Source organism: Rhizobium sp. NZLR1 (assembly GCF_017357385.1).
Classification (GTDB): domain Bacteria; phylum Pseudomonadota; class Alphaproteobacteria; order Rhizobiales; family Rhizobiaceae; genus Rhizobium.
This window is the reverse complement of record NZ_CP071632.1, coordinates 3,990,587-4,008,412: the sequence shown is the minus strand read 5'-3', so window position 1 is coordinate 4,008,412 and position 17,826 is coordinate 3,990,587. Positions and strand designations below refer to the sequence as shown.

The 17,826-nt window shown below is 59.8% G+C and carries 21 protein-coding genes; 15 read left to right on the top strand and 6 right to left on the bottom strand.

All coding sequences use genetic code 11. The features are described 5' to 3' along the window. The first annotated feature begins 43 nt into the window (after nucleotides 1-43). Nucleotides 44-739 carry an HAD family hydrolase gene (locus J3O30_RS19730; protein WP_207581881.1) on the top strand — a complete coding sequence of 232 codons (696 nt, stop codon included), beginning with the start codon at nucleotides 44-46 and terminating at the stop codon, nucleotides 737-739. Beyond that, nucleotides 732-2,315 carry an FGGY-family carbohydrate kinase gene (locus tag J3O30_RS19725; RefSeq protein WP_207581880.1) on the top strand — a complete coding sequence of 528 codons (1,584 nt, stop codon included), beginning with the start codon at nucleotides 732-734 and terminating at the stop codon, nucleotides 2,313-2,315. Before J3O30_RS19730 ends, J3O30_RS19725 begins: the two co-directional genes overlap by 8 nt. A gap of 3 nt (nucleotides 2,316-2,318) precedes the next feature. Here the strand turns inward: J3O30_RS19725 and J3O30_RS19720 are convergent, their stop codons facing one another. Further along, nucleotides 2,319-3,173, bottom strand: coding sequence for a MurR/RpiR family transcriptional regulator (locus J3O30_RS19720; protein WP_207581879.1), 855 nt, complete (start codon nucleotides 3,171-3,173; stop codon nucleotides 2,319-2,321). A gap of 233 nt (nucleotides 3,174-3,406) precedes the next feature. Between J3O30_RS19720 and J3O30_RS19715 the strand changes: the two genes are divergently transcribed. Further along, a complete protein-coding gene (locus tag J3O30_RS19715; RefSeq protein WP_207581878.1) occupies nucleotides 3,407-4,120 on the top strand; it encodes a sulfate transporter family protein in 714 nt (237 codons plus the stop codon). A 2-nt stretch (nucleotides 4,121-4,122) separates the two neighbouring features. On the opposite strand, the gene J3O30_RS19710 is transcribed toward J3O30_RS19715, so the two are convergent. Further along, nucleotides 4,123-4,548: a VOC family protein gene (locus J3O30_RS19710; RefSeq protein WP_207581877.1), complete on the bottom strand. Its 426-nt coding sequence runs from the start codon at nucleotides 4,546-4,548 to the stop codon at nucleotides 4,123-4,125. Between the two features lie 82 nt (nucleotides 4,549-4,630). On the opposite strand from J3O30_RS19710, the gene J3O30_RS19705 reads away from it, so the two are divergent. After that, entirely contained in the window at nucleotides 4,631-5,209 is a 579-nt protein-coding gene (locus J3O30_RS19705; protein ID WP_207581876.1) for a TetR/AcrR family transcriptional regulator, read from the top strand. On the opposite strand, the gene nth is transcribed toward J3O30_RS19705, so the two are convergent. Next, nucleotides 5,174-5,953, bottom strand: a complete 780-nt coding sequence (nth, locus tag J3O30_RS19700) for an endonuclease III (RefSeq protein ID WP_207581875.1) — start codon at nucleotides 5,951-5,953, stop codon at nucleotides 5,174-5,176. The two genes, J3O30_RS19705 and nth, sit on opposite strands and share 36 nt — an antisense overlap. A 22-nt stretch (nucleotides 5,954-5,975) precedes the next feature. Between nth and J3O30_RS19695 the strand changes: the two genes are divergently transcribed. Beyond that, on the top strand, nucleotides 5,976-6,473 hold the full coding sequence (locus tag J3O30_RS19695; protein ID WP_207584381.1) for a DUF2244 domain-containing protein: 498 nt from the start codon (nucleotides 5,976-5,978) through the stop codon (nucleotides 6,471-6,473). A 79-nt stretch (nucleotides 6,474-6,552) separates the two neighbouring features. Continuing rightward, complete coding sequence (locus J3O30_RS19690) at nucleotides 6,553-7,425, top strand: bifunctional helix-turn-helix domain-containing protein/methylated-DNA--[protein]-cysteine S-methyltransferase (protein ID WP_207581874.1); 873 nt, start codon at nucleotides 6,553-6,555, stop codon at nucleotides 7,423-7,425. Between the two features lie 37 nt (nucleotides 7,426-7,462). On the opposite strand, the gene J3O30_RS19685 is transcribed toward J3O30_RS19690, so the two are convergent. Continuing rightward, nucleotides 7,463-8,488, bottom strand: coding sequence for a sugar-binding transcriptional regulator (locus J3O30_RS19685; protein ID WP_207581873.1), 1,026 nt, complete (start codon nucleotides 8,486-8,488; stop codon nucleotides 7,463-7,465). A 406-nt stretch (nucleotides 8,489-8,894) separates the two neighbouring features. Here J3O30_RS19685 and tal point away from each other — a divergent pair, with 406 nt between their 5' ends. Then, nucleotides 8,895-9,860 carry a transaldolase gene (gene tal / locus J3O30_RS19680; protein WP_207581872.1) on the top strand — a complete coding sequence of 322 codons (966 nt, stop codon included), beginning with the start codon at nucleotides 8,895-8,897 and terminating at the stop codon, nucleotides 9,858-9,860. A 93-nt stretch (nucleotides 9,861-9,953) separates the two neighbouring features. Further along, the gene (locus J3O30_RS19675) at nucleotides 9,954-10,622 is read left to right on the top strand and encodes a DUF1345 domain-containing protein (protein ID WP_207581871.1); all 669 of its coding nucleotides are present in this window, start codon (nucleotides 9,954-9,956) and stop codon (nucleotides 10,620-10,622) included. Here J3O30_RS19675 and J3O30_RS19670 read toward each other — a convergent pair. Then, nucleotides 10,619-11,419: an anti-sigma factor gene (locus tag J3O30_RS19670; RefSeq protein WP_207581870.1), complete on the bottom strand. Its 801-nt coding sequence runs from the start codon at nucleotides 11,417-11,419 to the stop codon at nucleotides 10,619-10,621. The genes J3O30_RS19675 and J3O30_RS19670 overlap by 4 nt on opposite strands. After that, nucleotides 11,416-12,168: a sigma-70 family RNA polymerase sigma factor gene (locus J3O30_RS19665; RefSeq protein ID WP_207581869.1), complete on the bottom strand. Its 753-nt coding sequence runs from the start codon at nucleotides 12,166-12,168 to the stop codon at nucleotides 11,416-11,418. The genes J3O30_RS19670 and J3O30_RS19665 overlap by 4 nt, the downstream gene beginning before the upstream one ends. Nucleotides 12,169-12,467: 299 nt before the next feature. Between J3O30_RS19665 and J3O30_RS19660 the strand changes: the two genes are divergently transcribed. The 7 genes from J3O30_RS19660 to J3O30_RS19630 all read left to right on the top strand — a co-directional run bounded on the left by J3O30_RS19660 (nucleotide 12,468) and on the right by J3O30_RS19630 (nucleotide 17,817). After that, nucleotides 12,468-13,442, top strand: a complete 975-nt coding sequence (locus J3O30_RS19660; protein WP_207581868.1) for an MBL fold metallo-hydrolase — start codon at nucleotides 12,468-12,470, stop codon at nucleotides 13,440-13,442. A 20-nt stretch (nucleotides 13,443-13,462) separates the two neighbouring features. After that, nucleotides 13,463-13,927 carry a tetratricopeptide repeat protein gene (locus tag J3O30_RS19655; protein ID WP_207581867.1) on the top strand — a complete coding sequence of 155 codons (465 nt, stop codon included), beginning with the start codon at nucleotides 13,463-13,465 and terminating at the stop codon, nucleotides 13,925-13,927. Nucleotides 13,928-13,989: 62 nt separating this feature from the next. Then, nucleotides 13,990-14,433 (top strand): DoxX family protein, encoded by a 444-nt coding sequence (locus tag J3O30_RS19650; protein ID WP_207581866.1) that lies wholly within the window; start codon nucleotides 13,990-13,992, stop codon nucleotides 14,431-14,433. A gap of 99 nt (nucleotides 14,434-14,532) precedes the next feature. After that, complete coding sequence (locus J3O30_RS19645) at nucleotides 14,533-15,024, top strand: hypothetical protein (protein ID WP_207584380.1); 492 nt, start codon at nucleotides 14,533-14,535, stop codon at nucleotides 15,022-15,024. A gap of 143 nt (nucleotides 15,025-15,167) precedes the next feature. Further along, on the top strand, nucleotides 15,168-15,446 hold the full coding sequence (locus J3O30_RS19640) for a hypothetical protein (RefSeq protein WP_207584379.1): 279 nt from the start codon (nucleotides 15,168-15,170) through the stop codon (nucleotides 15,444-15,446). 260 nt (nucleotides 15,447-15,706) lie between these two features. After that, the gene (locus tag J3O30_RS19635; RefSeq protein ID WP_207581865.1) at nucleotides 15,707-16,447 is read left to right on the top strand and encodes a response regulator; all 741 of its coding nucleotides are present in this window, start codon (nucleotides 15,707-15,709) and stop codon (nucleotides 16,445-16,447) included. Next, nucleotides 16,444-17,817 carry a HAMP domain-containing sensor histidine kinase gene (locus J3O30_RS19630; RefSeq protein WP_207581864.1) on the top strand — a complete coding sequence of 458 codons (1,374 nt, stop codon included), beginning with the start codon at nucleotides 16,444-16,446 and terminating at the stop codon, nucleotides 17,815-17,817. The genes J3O30_RS19635 and J3O30_RS19630 overlap by 4 nt, the downstream gene beginning before the upstream one ends. Nucleotides 17,818-17,826: the final 9 nt, after the last annotated feature.

Here is a 17,826-nt window from a genome sequence, read left to right as displayed (position 1 = left end):
CGGGGCGGTGACGCGCTCGAATTGAACTCAGGTTGGGTCTTCCATGGCTGATGCTGAACCACGGCTGGTCATCTTCGATTGCGACGGCGTGCTCGTTGACAGCGAGCCGATCTCGATCAGCGTGCTCGTCGGGGCGATGAACGATCTCGGCGTCTCGATCACCGAGGATCAGGCCTACGAGCGCTTTCTCGGCCGCAGCCTTTCGACCCTCATCGATACGCTGGAAACCGAATTCAACGTCCGCGCCGGTGAAGAATTCCTCGAGCGCATTCGCACCGATCTCTACACCCGTTTTCGTACCGAACTGAAGCCGATCGAGGGTATTGCGGCGACGATCGATGGACTTGGCGTTCGCTGCTGCGTCGCCTCGTCCAGCCAGATGGAGCGAATCCGGCTGTCGCTGTCCGTCACCGGACTGCTCGACAAGCTGCCCGACATCTTCAGCGCGACGATGGTCAAGCGCGGCAAACCGGCGCCCGATCTTTTCCTGCATGCGGCGCGTGAAATGCAGGTGGCGCCTGCTCAGTGCATTGTTGTGGAGGACAGCCCTGCCGGCATTGCCGCCGCCAAGGCAGCGGGAATGACGGTCTTCGCCTTCACCGGCGGATCACACGCCAACTTCGCCGGCTATCGCGCCGAACTCGACCGGCTTTCGCCGGAAGTGGTGTTTGACGCCATGCCGGATTTGATCCACCTTGTCCGCAACCATAGCTGGACGGGACCAAGATTTGATGCGTGATCATGTGGTTGCGGTGGATATCGGCACGGGCAGTGCGCGCGCCGGCGTCTTCGATGCGCGCGGCCGTCTGCTTGCCAAGGCCGAGCATCCGATCGTGATGAACCGGCCGCGTGAAAACCATGCCGAGCACGATTCCGAAGATATCTGGTCCGCAGCCTGCACGGCGGTGCGCAAGGCGATGGAGCAATCCGGCATCGCCGCCGCCTCGGTCGGCGCAATCGGCTTCGACGCCACCTGTTCGCTCGTCGTGCGTGACGTCGAGGGCCGGCAGCTCAGCGTTTCCACCGGCGGCGAGACACGCTTCGACACGGTCGTCTGGCTCGATCACCGGGCGCTGAAGGAAGCCGATTTCTGCACGGCGACGGAGCACACGGTGCTCGAACATTCCGGGCACGTCATGTCGCCTGAGATGGAAATGCCGAAGCTGATGTGGCTGAAGAAGAAGCTGCCTGCCACATGGGAGAAAGCCGGTTATTTCTTCGATCTCGCCGACTTCATGACGTGGAAATCGACCGGATCGCTTGCCCGTTCGCGCTGCACGCTGACAGCGAAGTGGAACTATCTCGCCCATCGCGAAAAAGGCTGGCAGCAGGATTTCCTGGAGCGGATCGGCCTTGAGGACCTTCACGAGCGCGGCCACCTACCGGATGAAACCACGCCTGTCGGAGGCAACGTCGGTTGGCTGACGCCGGAAGCGGCGCAGGCGCTCGGGCTGACCACGGACTGCCATGTCTCCGCCGGCATGATCGACGCCTATGCCGGCGCGCTCGGCGCGCTCGGCGGCTACGCTGCCGATCCTGTAAAACGAGAGCACCAGCTGGCGCTGATCGCCGGCACGTCGAGCTGCATCGTCACATTCTCGCGGGAACGCAAGCCGAGCCATGGCATGTGGGGCCCCTATTACGAGGCGGTCTTTCCAGAATCCTGGCTGGTGGAGGCGGGGCAATCGGCGACTGGCGCGCTGCTCGACCACATCGTGCGCATGCACGCGGCGGGCGGTGAGCCGACGGCGGCACTGCATCAGAGGATCGTCGCACGCATCGCCGAATTGCGGGCCGAGGAGGGCGATGCCTTCGGCGCACGCATTTTCGTGCTGCCGGACTTTCATGGCAACCGTTCGCCGCTCGCCGATCCGCATGCCGTCGGTGTCGTCAGCGGGCTGACGCTCGATACGTCCTTCGATGGGCTTTGCACGCTTTACTGGCGCACGGCCGTGGCGATTGCGCTCGGCATTCGCCACATCCTCGAAATGATGAAGGAATACGGCTACGTGCCCGATACGCTGCATATTGCCGGCGGGCATGTGAAGAACCCGGTGCTGATGGAGCTCTATAGCGATGCCACCGGCTGCAAGGTGGTGGTGCCGAAAATGAACGAGGCGGTGCTGCTCGGCACGGCGATCGCGGCATCCGTCGCCTGCGGCCTGTACAGGGATTTGGCGGCAGCCGGCGAGGCGATGTATCCGGGTGGCGACGAACGGCTGCCTGACAAAACGAAACAGGCGCTCTACGATCGCGACTACCGCCGTCTTCTCGCCATGCACCGGCATCGTGCCGAACTGGAGACGATGAAGTAGCCCTCAGTGATTCGCCGTCTCGCCGAGGACGGTCGCGAATTCCAACATGCGGCGGCGGCGGAGAGCGGCCTCTTCTCCGACTTCGAGGATGACGGATTCCGACAGGCAATCGAGCAGCGCGATCAGCGGCGGAAGATTGTCGAGATCGGGGGCGCGCGCGGGCGGTAAGGGCAGCATGACATTCGACTGGTCCGCCATCCAGTCCGCTTGCTGCGGTGAAATGAGCACGACCTTATAGCCGTAGCGCCGAGCGGTTCGGGCAAGCAGCCGCGCCTTGGCGAAGCGGCGACAATCGATGATGACCAGTAGCGCGTCATCAACGGCCAGCCGGGCGAAAAGCTCGGCAAAACGGTTGTCGGCGCCGTCGAGCGTGCGCACGCCGTCGCGGGCTTGCGTCAGCCGCTGGCAGAAATGATGGGCGAGGCTTGCAAGCCGGGCATGCGTGACGATCGACACTTCGCGGGCAGTGCTGATCAAGCTGACGGCTTCGGACCAGTGTGGCTGCGCCGTCAGATGATAGATATGATGGAGCGCCTGGATCTGTTCGGCAACCAGCACGGCGAGCGGTTTGCCCTCCCCAGCGTCCTGATGCAGCTCGCTCATGGCGCTTTGCAATTGCGCCGGCGATGTCGTCACGGTCTCGCGAATCTCCACTTTGACGCTGTCCAATCCCTGATAGCCGAGCGAGCGCAGGAAGCGCCCGACGGTCATCGGCGAGAGATCCAGGCGATCGGCGACCGATGCAGCTGTCTCGAACGGCAGGTCGTTCAGGTGTTCGGTGAAATATTTCGCAATGCGACGTTCGGCCGGTGTGCCGGTTTTTGCGTATTGCCTGAGTTTTTGCACAAAGTCTTCCACATCAGCCTCCCCCGTTTTTCCTTAGAGGCGTTCCGTGGATGCGCTGTTGCGACCCCTTGTCTTTGCAACTATTTCGGAAGCTGCTTCTTAGGCCCGTGCATATTGGATACGTGACAATACTATATTAGCATTTAATTTTCGACAAGTTTTCTATTACCGCATGCAATTTATTCTCTCTTGTCGGTAGCCTCCATCTTTCCTACATCTTCGGCGCAACCGGAGACGCCTGAGATATGATTCTTGCCGCCGCTCGACTCTCGCTCACCAATTTGTTCGCGCCGGAAACACGTTCGGTCTTCTGGAAAGTGCTCGGCCTGACGATTCTCGTCCTGGTCGGTCTCTGGTTCGCGCTGCGTGGGGCCTTCATGGCTTTTCTCTTTCCCTGGCTCACCGGCTTCTTTCCCGATGTGCCGGATTGGGCGGGGTGGCTCGCTTTGGTTTTCGCAATTCTTGCCGGTGTCGGCCTTGCACTGATGCTGGCGTTATTGCTTTCGCCGGTGACGGCGCTGATCGCCGGCTTGTTTCTCGACGATGTCGCCGATGTCATCGAAAAACGCGATTATCCCAAGGACATGCCGGGCACCGCCATGCCGCTCGGCCCGGCGATGGCAAGCTCGATCAAGTTCCTCGGCGTGGTGATCCTCGGCAATATCGTGGCGTTGCTGCTGCTGGTCATTCCCGGCGTCAATCTGATCGCGTTCTTTCTGGTGAACGGCTATCTGCTCGGACGAGAATTTTTCGAATTCGCTGCCATGCGCTTCCGTTCGCCTGAGGAGGCGCGGCTCCTTCGCGCCAAACACGCCTCCACCGTCTTTCTTGGTGGGCTGGTGATCGCCCTGTTTCTGGCGATCCCGTTCGTCAATCTTCTGACGCCACTTTTTGCCGCCGGCATGATGGTGCATCTGCACAAGCTGATTTCCGCGCGTGACATCGGTTCGCGGGCCTGAGATCAACCGGGCAGGGCGGCGGCGGCGTACAGCGCCGCGAATTCGGCGCTCGGTGGAATCGGCGTGATGATATCGATCAGCACGCCGTTCGGATCGGCGGTGATGAAATGCCGCTGGCCGAAATTCTCATCGCGGATCTCGCGGAGAATTGGCAGGCCGGCGCTCCGGCAGGTTTCGTAAACACGATCGACATCCTCGACCTCGAAATTGAGCAGCAGGCCGGAGACCCTGCCGCGGGCCATGGCCGGGATAGTCTCATGGCTGCCGTCAAGGATGGCGAGCGCTATCTGCACGTCCTCAGCCGATTGCAGGTGAACGTACCAATCGCTTTCGAACAGCGCGTTGAAGCCGAAATGCGAGCAATAGAAGCTGGCGGTGCCTGTGACGTCGCCGGTCATGATGACCGGGTAGTAGCTGGTCGATTTCACGTCTCGCTCCTTTTCCATTTTACATACAGGTTGTATGTTTTTGGCTATTAACATACATGCAGTTTGTATGTAAATAGCCCACATGAGCCGGAGCAATCGCGAGAGAACGGAACAGACAAGGCAGGCGCTGATCGACGCCGGACGGCGCATCTTTGTCGAGAAAGGATATGCCGAAACGGCGACACCGGAAATCGTCACCGCGGCAGGGTTGACGCGTGGGGCGCTTTACCATCATTTCGAGGACAAGAAGGCGCTCTTCCGCGCGGTGATTGCGTGCGAAATGCAAGAGGTGACCAAGACAATCGAGGCGTCTTCAGCGCCTGAGGACGGGCCGCGCGATGCGCTGATTGCCGGCGCTTCGGCCTATTTCACCGCAATGACGCAACCCGGCCGAACACGGCTGCTGCTGATGGAAGCGCCTGCGGTTCTCGGCTTGCCGGCGATTGCGGCACTGGATGCCGAGAATACGGAGGCGACTTTGCGTGGGGGACTCGCAGCGCTTATACCTGCGGCAGGAACCCTGCTCGACCCGCTGACGTCGCTGCTGTCGGCAAGTTTCGACCGCGCGGCGATCGCGATCGAAGCGGGTGGGGAGAGGCGGGATTACGAGCAGGCGATTGCAGCTTTACTCGATGGCCTCGCCGATCACCTGCGGCGGTAGCTCGACGAGCGGCGCTGGCACATCCCAACTTTTCTCCGGCGATTTGCAGAGATCGGCGATGACGCAGCGTTCGCATTCGGGGCGGCGTGCCTTGCAGGTGTAGCGACCGTGCAGGATCAGCCAGTGATGGGCGTGATAGAGGGAATGTTTCGGGATCACCTTCATCAGCCGCGCCTCGACCTCGTCCGGTGTCTTGCCGGGGGCAAGGCGGATGCGATTGGCAATGCGGAAGATATGCGTATCGACGGCCATCGTCGCCTGACCGAAGGCCATGGACAGCACGACGTTGGCGGTCTTGCGGCCGACGCCCGGCAATCGCACCAACTCGTCGCGCGTCTCCGGCACCTTGCCGCCGAATTGGTCGACCAGCATCTGCGAAAGCGCGATGACGTTTTTCGCCTTGTTGCGGTAGAGGCCGATCGTTCTGATATGATCTCGCAGCCGCTCCTCGCCGAGATCGAGCATCTTTTCCGGCGTATCGGCAATCTGGAAGAGTGCCCGCGTCGCCTTATTGACGCCGACATCGGTCGCTTGCGCTGAAAGCGCGACCGCAACGACCAGAGTGAAGGGGTTGGTGTGCTCGAGCTCGCCCCTCGGTTCCGGCCGCTGCACCGAGAAACGGCGGAAGATCTCCTCGCGCTCGGCCAGGGAATAGGCCGTCTTCACCGCCGCCGGTTTGCGGCGGGCGATCACATTCGAGTTTTGCGATGGTCTGGTAACGGATTTGAGTTTCGGATTTGCCATGGAGAATCTATACTCAACGGCTATGATGGAAAGCAACGCCGACAGCTTCAACGAGCAGCCTGTTTTCGCCGCCGAGCTTTTCCCCCACCGGTCGCTCGGCCGCCGGGGCTTCAGGGTGCTGCTTATCCTATCCGGTTCCGTCTGCCTCCTCTATGGCATGTTCTTCATCGCGACCGGCGCTTGGCCGATCGGCTTCTTTTTCGGACTGGATTTCGTGCTTCTCTACGGTGCCTTCTGGCTGAATTACCGCTCCGGCAAAGCGCGCGAACAGGTGACGGTGTCGCGCACGGACGTATCGGTGCGCAAGTTCACAGCGTCGGGACGGATGGTTGAACATCACTTCAATCCGTTCTGGGCGCGCTTCCTCGTTCGCCGGCACCAGGAGATCGGCATCCTTTCCATGCAGATCTTCGGCGAGGGCCGGCGCACGGATATCGGCTCCTTCCTCAATCCCGACGATCGTGAAAGCTTCGCCAAAGCCTTCAAGGGCGCACTCGCCACGGTCAAGCAGCGTATCTGAGCTTACTTGGTGCATGCGCAAGAAACGGGTGGTTTGCCAACACCCTATTGATTATCTCCTTGTGACAAGGAGAAAGACGATGAACATGATTGCGAACCTGCAGACAGACATGACGCCTGACGGCCCTGATTACGACATTGTCCGTCGGGTGATCGAACTCATCACCGAGGATTACCGCGACCAGCCTTCGCTGGAGGCGATCGCGGCCCGGCTCAACCAGTCGCCGACGCAGTTGCAGAAGACCTTCACCCGCTGGGCCGGCCTGTCGCCCAAGGGTTTTCTGCAGGCAGTGACGCTCGACCACGCCAAGCGGCTGCTGCGCAAGGAAGACATGCCGCTGCTCGAGACCTCGATCGAGGTCGGCCTCTCCGGGCCGAGCCGCCTGCACGATCTGTTCGTCACGCATGAGGCGATGTCACCCGGCGAATGGAAGGCGAAGGGCGGCGGTCTCACCATCCGCTACGGCTTCCACATCTGCCCCTTCGGCATCGCACTGATCATGGTGACCGACCGCGGCCTCGCCGGCCTTGCCTTCAGCGATTCCGGCGACGAGAAGGCCTGCCTCGACGATATGACCTGCCGCTGGCCGAACGCCTGTTATGTCGAGGACCTGCAGGCGACGGTTCCCTATGCCGCCCGCATCTTCGAGCCGGGCAAATGGTCCTTGGAACAGCCGCTGCGGGTCGTGCTGATCGGCACGGATTTCCAAGTGAGTGTCTGGCAGAGCCTTATGAAAATCCCGTTCGGCAAGGCCGTCACCTATTCCGATATCGCCAATGATATCGGCCGGCCGACGGCGCAGCGCGCCGTGGGGGCCGCGGTCGGGGCGAACCCGATCTCCTTTGTGGTGCCATGCCATCGGGCGGTCGGCAAGAACGGCGCGCTGACGGGTTACCATTGGGGCCTCACCCGCAAGCGGGCGATGCTCGGCTGGGAATCGGCGCACGCCTGATAGCGTTCCGACCCTCGCTCGCCCCCTCATCGCCTTGCTAACGCTCCGGCACGTCTCCCCGCTGGGGAGAAGAGACAGGCGGTGATGTCTCAGCCAATTCCAGCAGTGCCCGTGCGGCACTTTCATCGGTGATCAGTGTGTTGCAGCCGATGCGTTTGATCGTGGCGCGGATGGCGACGGCCCGGTGGGCACCGCCGGAGGAGAGCACGATATGCTTGGCCTCCTTCAGCGTGTCGAGATCGACGGACATGACGCGGCGATTGATCGAGTGGTCGACAGACTTGCCGTTCTCGTCGAGGAAATTGAACATGGTGTCGCAGACGCAGCCGGCGTCGATCAACTCCTGCAGCTCGGCCTTCGAGATCCAGCCTTCCGACAGCGAGGTCGAATGCGGACCGATATCGCCGCAGCTGACAATCGCCAGATCGAGGTTTTCGGCGAGACGGTAAATCGTATCCAACCCGCATTTTTCGATCAGATTGCGCTTGGTCTCGATGGAATCGACGAGAAGCGGTGCCAGGAACATGTAACATTCGGCGCCGAGCTGGTTTGCCAGCCGCCAGGTATAATCGATCGGGTTCGTCTGGTGTACGGCGACGATGCCGCCCAGAAGCGAGACGATTTTGCAATTGGCGCGGCGTGGCGGCCGGAAGCTCGACAGGGAGGCGGTCATGGTGCGGCCCCAGCCGACGCCGATGGTATAGTCGTCGGGAATGGCTTCGGAGAGGAACTGGCCAAGCGCCAGGCCGACATTTTTCGCCAGCGCATCGACGTCGCAGTTGACCGGTGCTGGTACGACGATCGCCTCGTCGAGGCCATAGGCGCGCTCCAGTCTCACCGATAGCTCGACGCAGTCGCCGATCGAATCGTTGATCCAGATCTGGACTTCGCTGCGCTTCATCGCCTCATCGAGCAGGCGGATCACGGTGGTGCGGCTGATGCCGAGTTGTTCGGCGACGTCCTTCTGGGTCAAGCCCTCGTTGTAATAGAGCCATGCCGCCCTCAGCCGCAGCGAGGATGCTTCCGAAAAGGCCGTGTGCGTGCCGCGTTTAAGCTTGACCACATCTCCTCCGCACAATTCCTGGCCTTAGACCCCTCATGGAGGCGAGAGGTTGCGATGACGCGTTTGTTGCGGGGGATAATGACGGGTGTGACACTTATGTCAATTGAAATGCACAAATGTCCTTGACTTTTCGTCAGGCGAATGGCGATAGTCCGGATGATACAAGTCGTTCCTGTCCGTCCGAGGAGGACATAGTGCGGGCATGCCGAAAGTCACGATCGGCCTTCCAGCCGCAGGCGGTGTCGCTTGCGTTCGGGAACACGGCTACTGTCCTTCACGTTTATGAATCATCCGTGACGGATGCGCGCATTTTCGCCTGCAGCATGCAAATAACCTGTCGATAGACCACCTTTGCCCGGCGGAACTCGTGCCGGTCGCAGCCCAAGTTCAACAAGGATTATTGACCATGACATCCAAGCTTGACCAACTCCGCGAGATTACCACCGTCGTCGCTGACACCGGCGATATCGAAGCCGTCGCCCGCCTGAAGCCTGTCGATTGCACGACGAACCCGAGCATCGTGCTCAAAGCCCTCGGCACGCCGATGTTTGCCGACGCCATCAAGGAAGCCGTCGCCTGGGGCAAGAAGCAGGGCGGCAATCCTGAAGCCGTTTCTTCCGCCGTCGCCGATCGCCTCGCCATCTCGGTCGGCGCCGCCCTGGTGAAGCTCGTCCCAGGCCGCGTGTCGACCGAAGTCGACGCCGATCTTTCCTTCGATACCGAGGCTTCGCTTGCCAAGGCGCGCGCGATCATCGCCGCCTACAAGGATCGCGGTATCGGTCAGGACCGCATCCTCATCAAGCTCGCCTCCACCTGGGAAGGCATCCGCGCCGCCGAAGTGCTGCAGAAGGAAGGCATCGACTGCAATCTGACGCTTCTGTTCAGCAAGGCCCAGGCGATCGCCTGCGCCGATGCCAAGGTGTTCCTGATCTCGCCCTTCGTCGGCCGCATCCTCGACTGGTACAAGAAGTCGACCGGCAAGGACTACACTGCCGAGGAAGATCCGGGCGTCATCTCCGTCCGTGAAATCTACAACTACTACAAGGTGAACGACATCAAGACGATCGTCATGGGCGCCTCCTTCCGCAGCGCCGGCGAAATCGAAGCCCTTGCCGGCTGCGACCGCCTGACCATCAGCCCGAACCTGCTCGACGAGCTCGCCAAGGATGACGGCAAGCTGGAGCGTAAGCTCTCGCCGGAGAGCCGCAAGCCGGATCCGAAGGTCTCTGTCGACGAGAAGACCTTCCGCTGGATGATGAACGAAGACGCAATGGCGACGGAAAAACTCGCCGAAGGCATTCGCGCCTTCGCCAAGGATCTGGGAACGTTGCGCACCATGGTGCAGAAGGAACTGCAGCTCGCCGCCGCCTGATAAGGTCCGGCATGCAATCGAAGGCGCGGCTGTTGCTGGCAGGCGCGCCTTTTTTCATGCTGTTATCAAAGGCATATGCAGTTGGAGACCGATATGGCGGGTGAGAACCGGGCAAGTTCGCTGGCGGCATTTGCCTACAAGCATGCGAGCTTCATCATCGCCATCCTGGCCGGACTGGTGGTCTTCTTGGCTGTGACCTCGCGCGAAGTCAGCGCCGGCAACATCTTGTTCGGCTGGAATGTCAGCGCCGGCGTTTTTGTCGCGCTCAGCTGGCGCAAGATGCTGCGGGCAACGGTTGAAAGCATCCGGAAACGCTCCGAGGATCTCGATTTCTCCGACACCGTATTGCTGGCTCTTTCGATCGGTGCGGCGCTTGCCAGCGTCGCCGGTATCGGCCTCGAGCTTCATTCGATCAAGGAAGCAACACCTGACGTCGCGCTGGCCCGGGCAGGGGCCGCGGTGCTGACGATCCTGATCTCCTGGATCTTTCTGCACACCCTCTTCACCATCCATTATGCCCATTATTTCTATGGTGGGGCGGACGAGGAGGGTGGCCTCAAGTTTCCTGACGGGATCGAAGAGCCTGGCTATTGGGATTTCCTCTACTTCTCCTTCACGATCGGCGTTGCCGCGCAGACGGCGGATGTCGCGGTCAGTTCGACCAGCATGCGCAAGCTGACGCTGCTGCATGCCGTGCTGTCGTTCCTGTTCAACACGACGATCCTGGCGCTGGCGATCAATGTCGGGGCGAGTCTGCTTTAACCCTTCGCCGCCGCCCTGAAAAAGGTCTCGAACTCGGCCAGGTCGCCTGCGGCGACATCCGAAACCGCCCAGAACACCAGCCCTCCATCCGACCATTGCGTCATATTGTAGCCGTCATGCACCGTCGTCGTCTGTGCGGCCGATGCCGCCGGCCAGATGAACAGGTTGATGACATGGCCGTGGCGCCGGTAGACGAGGGCCGCGACGGCGCGATCTCCGATATAGTCGACACGCCCGCCGGTCAGCGGAAAGCCATCCTTGGAGAGATCGCTGACCGGTGGCGAAAAATCGATCTTGCCGTTGAACCAGGGCTTTACCGTGTGCTGATCCGAGGTCAGCACGTCGGTCAGATGATCGGCCATCATCGACCTGACATGGCTTGCCATGATCTGGTCCTGCAAAAGCAAGGTCTGCGACGGTGCATTGATGAACAGGAAAGCGCCTGCCGCCAGTACTGCGAGCGAAGGCACGAAGCTCCATTGTCGGATGAAATCCAAGGCGTGGCGCCAGACCGGCACCTGGCGTGGCGGGGGCAGGCTGGACGTCGCCGCTGCCTGTTCAAACGACAGCATTGACAGGACTTGCGAACGCAGTGCCTCCGGCGGCCGCCACTTGACACCATCCTGATCGATGATCTCTCTCACGGCACGGACCCCTTCCATCTCCGCCCTGCAATTCGCGCAGGTGCCAAGATGATCCTCGAATTGCGCTGCATGGACGGAATCGAGCTCGCCGTCGACGAAGCCGTGCAGCATGATGCGCCATTCCGGGCAACCTCTCTGTTGGGCTTCACTCATCCTGCCGTCTCGTTTTTGCTGCATGCATCCCAGGCTTCGCCAAATTCACGCCGCGCCCTGGCAAGCCGCGACATGACCGTGCCGATCGGCGCATCGATGATCTCGGCGATCTGCCGGTAGGAAAGATCTTCAAGCTCGCGCAAGACAAGGATTTCCCGCATCGCCACCGGAAGCCGACTGATAACCGCGCGTACACGTTGCTGTTCGCTTCGCCGGATCGTCGCCGTTTCCGGCGAATCCTCCTCCGAGGCGATCTGGTATTCGCCACCTTCATCGGGGTCAGCGTAGCCGTCATTGCCCAAAGGCTGCTCGAACCGCGCTTTGCGGCGATCCTGCTGGCGCCAAACATGGCAGCAGTTCCTGACAATGGCAAAGAGCCAGGCGCGCGGATCGCCGCCACGATAGGTTTCGAAATTGCGATAGGCACGCAGGAAGGCTTCCTGGACAATATCCTGTGCGGCATCTGCATCGCGGCTGAGGAAGCGGGCAAAATTATAAGCCGCGTCAAGATGCGGAACGATCATGTCCTGAAAGCGCTGCATGAATTCATGCTGCGCCGTCGCATCGGCTGTCGAAGCGACTCGATCGCTGCTCGATTTTTCCGAGACCATGAAGTGGAATAGCCGCACCGCGCCGCCCAGAAGCGCCGTCAGCGGTGATGGTCGAATGCGGGTCTTCGACGCTTGCCGGCCCAGCAGCAACCAGTCGTTCGATCCGACGGGATAGGTGATCTGAGCGTTTGTCATCATTCTCCCTGCCTCAACAGCGGCCGAATTTAGGCGTGAGACCCACAGGCATGCAATGCGGTCCTTGCCGTCTAGACCGATCGGCACATGGTTTTATTCCACGTCGACGCCAGGTTTTTTGCATGCAGCGGGCCGTTAATCGCACGCGATAGAAATCGAAAAACATTTTCAACAGCTTGAAGAAATAACTCCCCAGATTGGGAATAAGCGGGCTGTGCCAGCGATCTAGTTCGGCAGTGAGGACATCTGAACAGTTCCAGTCTTCGCCACCAGAAATGCCATCAACAAGAGGAGGCATATCCATGTTTACCATGTCACGTCGCGCCGTCCTGGGATCGGCTGCCGCGGCGGCCGCATTCGGTCTGTCGTCAAAGCTCGAATTCGTCATGCCGGCGCTCGCCGCGACGCCGCTGGAGCCGATGGTCGGCTTCTATAAATACAAGGTCGGGGATGTCGAGGTCACGGCGATCTATGACGGTATCTGGAAAAAACCGCATGACCCGACCTTCATCAAGAACGCTTCGATCGAGGACACCAAGGAGGCGCTTTCCAAGGCCGGGCTCACGACCGAATTCATGCCGATCCCGTTGACGGTGGTCGTCCTGAAGCTCGGCAACCGTCTGATCATGATGGACGCCGGCTCGGGCGTGGGTCAATGGCAGGCAAATGCCACCCACCTGCCGGCGAACATGGCGGCCGCCGGCATCGACTACAAGACGATCGATACGATCTTGATCTCGCATTTCCATCCGGACCATGTCTGGGGACTGATGGAAAAGGGAACGAACGATCCTGTCTTCCCGAACGCCGAACTCATCGTCAACGCCGTCGAATACAACTGGTGGACGGAACCCGGCCGGGTCGAGAAGCTTGCGGAAGGCCGCAGGCCGGCCGGCAAGCGCATCGCCGAGGTTTTCCCGAAATGGAAGAACTGGAAACTGGTGGACGATGGGGCCGAGGTTGCACCGGGAGTGCGGCTTCTCGCAGCTTTCGGCCACACGCCCGGCCATTCGACCTACCTCGTTACTTCAGGCAGCAAGCAACTGCTCGTCTCGGCCGATATCATGTATGTGCCGGCCCTGCTCGCGCCGCATCCCGAATGGCAAGGCAGCTACGATCAAGACGGGCCGATGGCCGTCGACACGCGCCGCCGTCTCATCGACCGCATCATTGCCGACAATATCGCCATTTGCGGCTCGCACTTCCCTTTCCCCGGCTCGGGCACCTTCGTCAAGGACGGAAGCGCTTTTGGCTTCACACCGACAATCCAGGCCTGAAAGGCCGGAAGGAGATCACCATGATGAAATATGCAATTCTCGGATTCATCTGGCTTTGTGCCATATCCGCCGGCTTTTCGGCGGTGACGGCGCTTCCCGCCTTTGCCGTCGACAACATGCAATCGACGGACGCTCCCGACTTGACGTCGGTGCGCGCCAAGATCGATGTCAAAGACTATGCCGGCGCCCTGGCGGAGCTTCGCGGCCTTGCCGAGGACAACCAGCAGGCAGATGTCTATAATCTGATGGGATATACGCTGCGCAAGACGGGCGACTACAGAACGTCGCTGACCTACTACACCAAGGCGCTGGAGCTTCAGCCCGACCACAAGGCAGCGCGTGAATATCTCGGCGAACTCTATGTTGAAACAGGCGAGACGGCGAAGGCCGAGGAGCAGGTGTCATCACTGAAGCAACTTTGCCCGAGCGGCTGCGAGGAACTCGAAGACCTGCAAAAGGCAATTGCGGCCAAGGGAGGGAATTGACGAGTATATGAATGTAAGAGCAGGCGGCGGAACCGTCTGCTCTTCTCAAACCGGAGGATATGATGGAAAACGCCCCAAGCCGGCTGCAACTGGCCGATCTCGTTCTTCTCCTGGGCAGGCTGCTGCTGTCGCTGATCTTCCTGCATGAAGGGTTGTCTCTCGCGACCAATATCGCCGCGACCATCGACACTTTCGCAACGCTCGGCCTGTCGGCGCCGGTTGCGCTTGCGGTGATCGTCCTTCAGATCGGCGCCGGCCTTTCTATTGCTGCAGGTTTCCTCAGCCGACTTGGCGCACTTGCATTGGCGCTCTTCTGCCTGGCGACCGCCTTTCTCTTCCACACGAATTTTGCGAGCCAGAACGAGCTGCTGCATTTCGAGAAGGACCTGGCGATTGCCGGCGGCATGTTCGTCCTGGCGGCTTCAGGCGCGGGATCGATATCGATCGACAATCTGCTGCGAAAGCGAACAAACAGACTGCATCCCTGGCTCCGGGCGGTGCTGTAATCGAAGCTTCGCGAGCCGTCCCCCGGCGCAATAAAACCGAATAAAACCGAACAACCCGAAGCGCCGATGCGGGCTACACTTATGGCGACAGTCAGGAGTGTGCCAATGATGTCTTCCGCGCAACGCGATCAGCAAAAGCCAATTCTCGTCTTTCTCGGAAAAGGCGCAGCCTGCGATATCGTCTCGAAATTGAATGAGAACGGATATGCCGCGGCGGCTGTATCCTCGGTGCCGGAGCTCTTTGACGCCTTGCGTTCGGACCAATATTTTCTGGCAGTAACAATGCGGTCGGATATCGATATGGTCCGGAACATCAAGCCGATACCAGTCATCAATCTGGAGGTGTTTTTCCATGCTGTCCAGTCGGCAGCACAGTCCGTTCAATCCGCGAAAGAATTCGACAGCGACGCATTCCTGAGAAGGATCGCCGCCCTCACGGAGTCAAGAACAAGCACGATTTCTGCCGTCCAAAAAGCCCCGGCTGCAAACGGGACGTCGATTGCAAGCACGGTCAAGGCATCTCGCTGGCGTGCCGCCACATCTCTTCTTTTAAGTCGCCGCGCCACGTCAAATGCAGAGCGGGCTGATTAGACGTGGGCAAATTCCCACCGCCGACGGACCGGACGCTGCGTCGCGCTCCGGGCGGGTCCGATAGGCATCTTTCTGCCTGGTCTCGTCGGCTTGAAGGCGTAGTTCCGAAACCGGAGCTTTTCACTTGGTGCGGGTGTCTTCTCATGTTTCAGTTGTTAGGAGCAGCTTCGGTAAGCGGATATATCATCACGGCGTTGTTCCTGCTCGTGGCGATCGGCCGTCTCGTCAGAGACGCCCTTCATAAATTCACCGCAAGGCTGCCGAAGCGCTCGGCGTTGAAACACTATACGACGGCCATCATGTCTTTGGTGTTCTTTTGCCTGCTGGTCGTTCGGATGTGTTTCATCGCAACTGTCATCATCGATTGCGCAATTCAAGGTGACAAGGTGGAAATCAGCGGCGGTTCCGGAAGCCAGTTTTGACGCCGGATCCATGTCGGAGATCCCCGCAACATATCTCAACATTATCGAACACATCAGTGCACGACAGTTGATACCCTGAGGTGGATCCCGCGTCGGCACGGCAACCGATATCGTGTGGTATCCGATTGCTCGGAGATCTCCTGTTCTAAATTAATAGTTAGAGGATGATGTCATCCGAAAACCGCTGACACTTTTCGGCACCATGCTCTAGCCACGGTGAAACGTGGTAATTTCGCGCCGTATCTCCGGCAAAAGAACGAATGACGATGGTATTTGAAATGGCAGTTTCCAATCAGGCTCATATCCTCATTGTCGAAGACGATCCCGCCATCGCGGATATGCTGGTGGACCTTGTTCGAAACAGCGGCTTTGGGGCCTCGTCGGTGGAGAGCGCGGCGGCTATGGATCGAATAATAGCGCGACAGCAATTCGATCTCATCGTCCTTGACGCGATGCTGCCGGGCGAGGACGGCTTCAGCATCTGCAGGCGGCTTCGTGCTTCGTGCCCGGTGCCGATCCTGATGCTGACGGCAATCCAGGAGGATATCGACCGCATTCTGGGCCTGGAGCTCGGAGCCGACGACTATGTTACGAAACCCTTCAACTCCCGCGAGCTGCTGGCCAGGATCAAGAGTATTCTCCGCAGAGCGTCATACGCTCATCATCAGGAGGAAGCCCTTGGCCCCATGACGTTCTCGGGATGGCGCATCGATCCCAAAAGCCGTCAGCTCCACGACGCGGACGGCGCGCAGGTTTCTATGACCACCGCGGAGTTCGATATCCTTCTGGCATTCTGCTGCAATCCGAACAAGGTTTTAACCCGCGAACAACTTCTGTCGATGACGCATGCCGGATCGGCGGGGCCGGTTGAGCGCAGCATCGACGCCCACATCAGCCGGGTCAGGCAAAAGATAGAGCCGAACCTGAAAGACCCGACGTTCATAAAGACGGTGCGGCTGGGCGGCTATCTTTTCGCATCCAAGGTAGAGCGCCTCTCTTGAGAAATTTTCGGCGAGCTTCGATCCAGAACCAGATCCTCATCCTGGCGACCCTCCTTGTCGTGCTGGTTTCCGTGGTGGCGACGGCCATGGAGCCATTCATCTATGGCCGTCATGATCGCGGCTTTCAGAACGGCCTTTTTGCTGCGAGAGCGGCAATGATCGCGGAGCAATTTGCTGACGCAAATTCAACGCAGGGCGAAGACGCCGTCCTCGACAGAGCTGCGGCCCTCAGCATTACGGTCGAAAGGACGTCCTCGGTTCAGTCAGGCGCAGTGGATCAACGGATATCTCCAAGCGAGTTGGTGGCGCGTATCGACGCGATGCTCGCCGACAATGTTCTGACGGCATTTCATCGCTTCGCCATGGGTCAATCGCGCCCTGACGTCTTGACTGTCGGAATTGACGGCAAGCGTGCCCTCGTCTTCCAACTGCCGGTTTTTCCCAGCTATTTGTGGTTCGTTCCGGCAGCTGCAAGCGGATTTCTGAAAATCGTCATTCCCTTAGTGCTGCTTGCCTATTTCAGCAGCCGGCTGATCACCGAACCTCTCAGGCGCTTTGCTGCCGCTGCGAAGCAAGCGTGCATGGAAGGCAGTCTGGAAAAACCTTTCGAACCGGACGGCGGAGCCGAGATTCGCAGTCTGGCGGAATCTCTTAACGTCATGAGCGATCGAATCCAGAGCATGGCGGAGGATCGGACAAGAATGCTGAGCGGAGTGGGTCATGATCTGAGGACACCGCTGACGAGACTGCGGATGCGGGCCGAGCGCTCCGCAGAGCCGGAACTTCGCAGCCTGATGCTGGCCGATATCGCCACATTGAGCTTCATGATCGACGAGTGCCTGGCCTATTTTAAAGACCCGTCGGTGAGAGCGGTCGATCGAAAGGTCGATATCTCGAGCCTGCTGCAGACGATCGCGACCGATTTCGCCGACACCGGCGTCGATGTGAGTTTCACCGGCCCGCGGCGGCTGGCGTTTATCTGCAAATCTCAGGCGCTCAGCCGCGCTATTACGAATCTGGTGGAGAATGCGTCCCGTTATGCGACGCAGGTCGAAATCGGCTTGGAATGCCGCGAGGATGGCGGGATCAAAATAAGGGTGAGCGACAACGGCCCCGGCTTGACGGATGAGCTCAAGGCGAAGGTTTTAGAGCCATTCTTCAAAGCGGATAAATCGCGACAGATCGACGCTAAGGGTGGTTCGGGGCTTGGGCTCGGTCTGCCGATCGCCAAAGGGATCGTCACTAAAGGGCACAATGGACAATTGACGTTGTTGGACAGGAAGCCGAGCGGCTTGGTTGTCGTGATCAATCTTCCGGCCGGTCAGTTGGCCCAGCCTGAAGGCCGGCCGTCGATCCCTTCATCACATTAGATTCCGGCC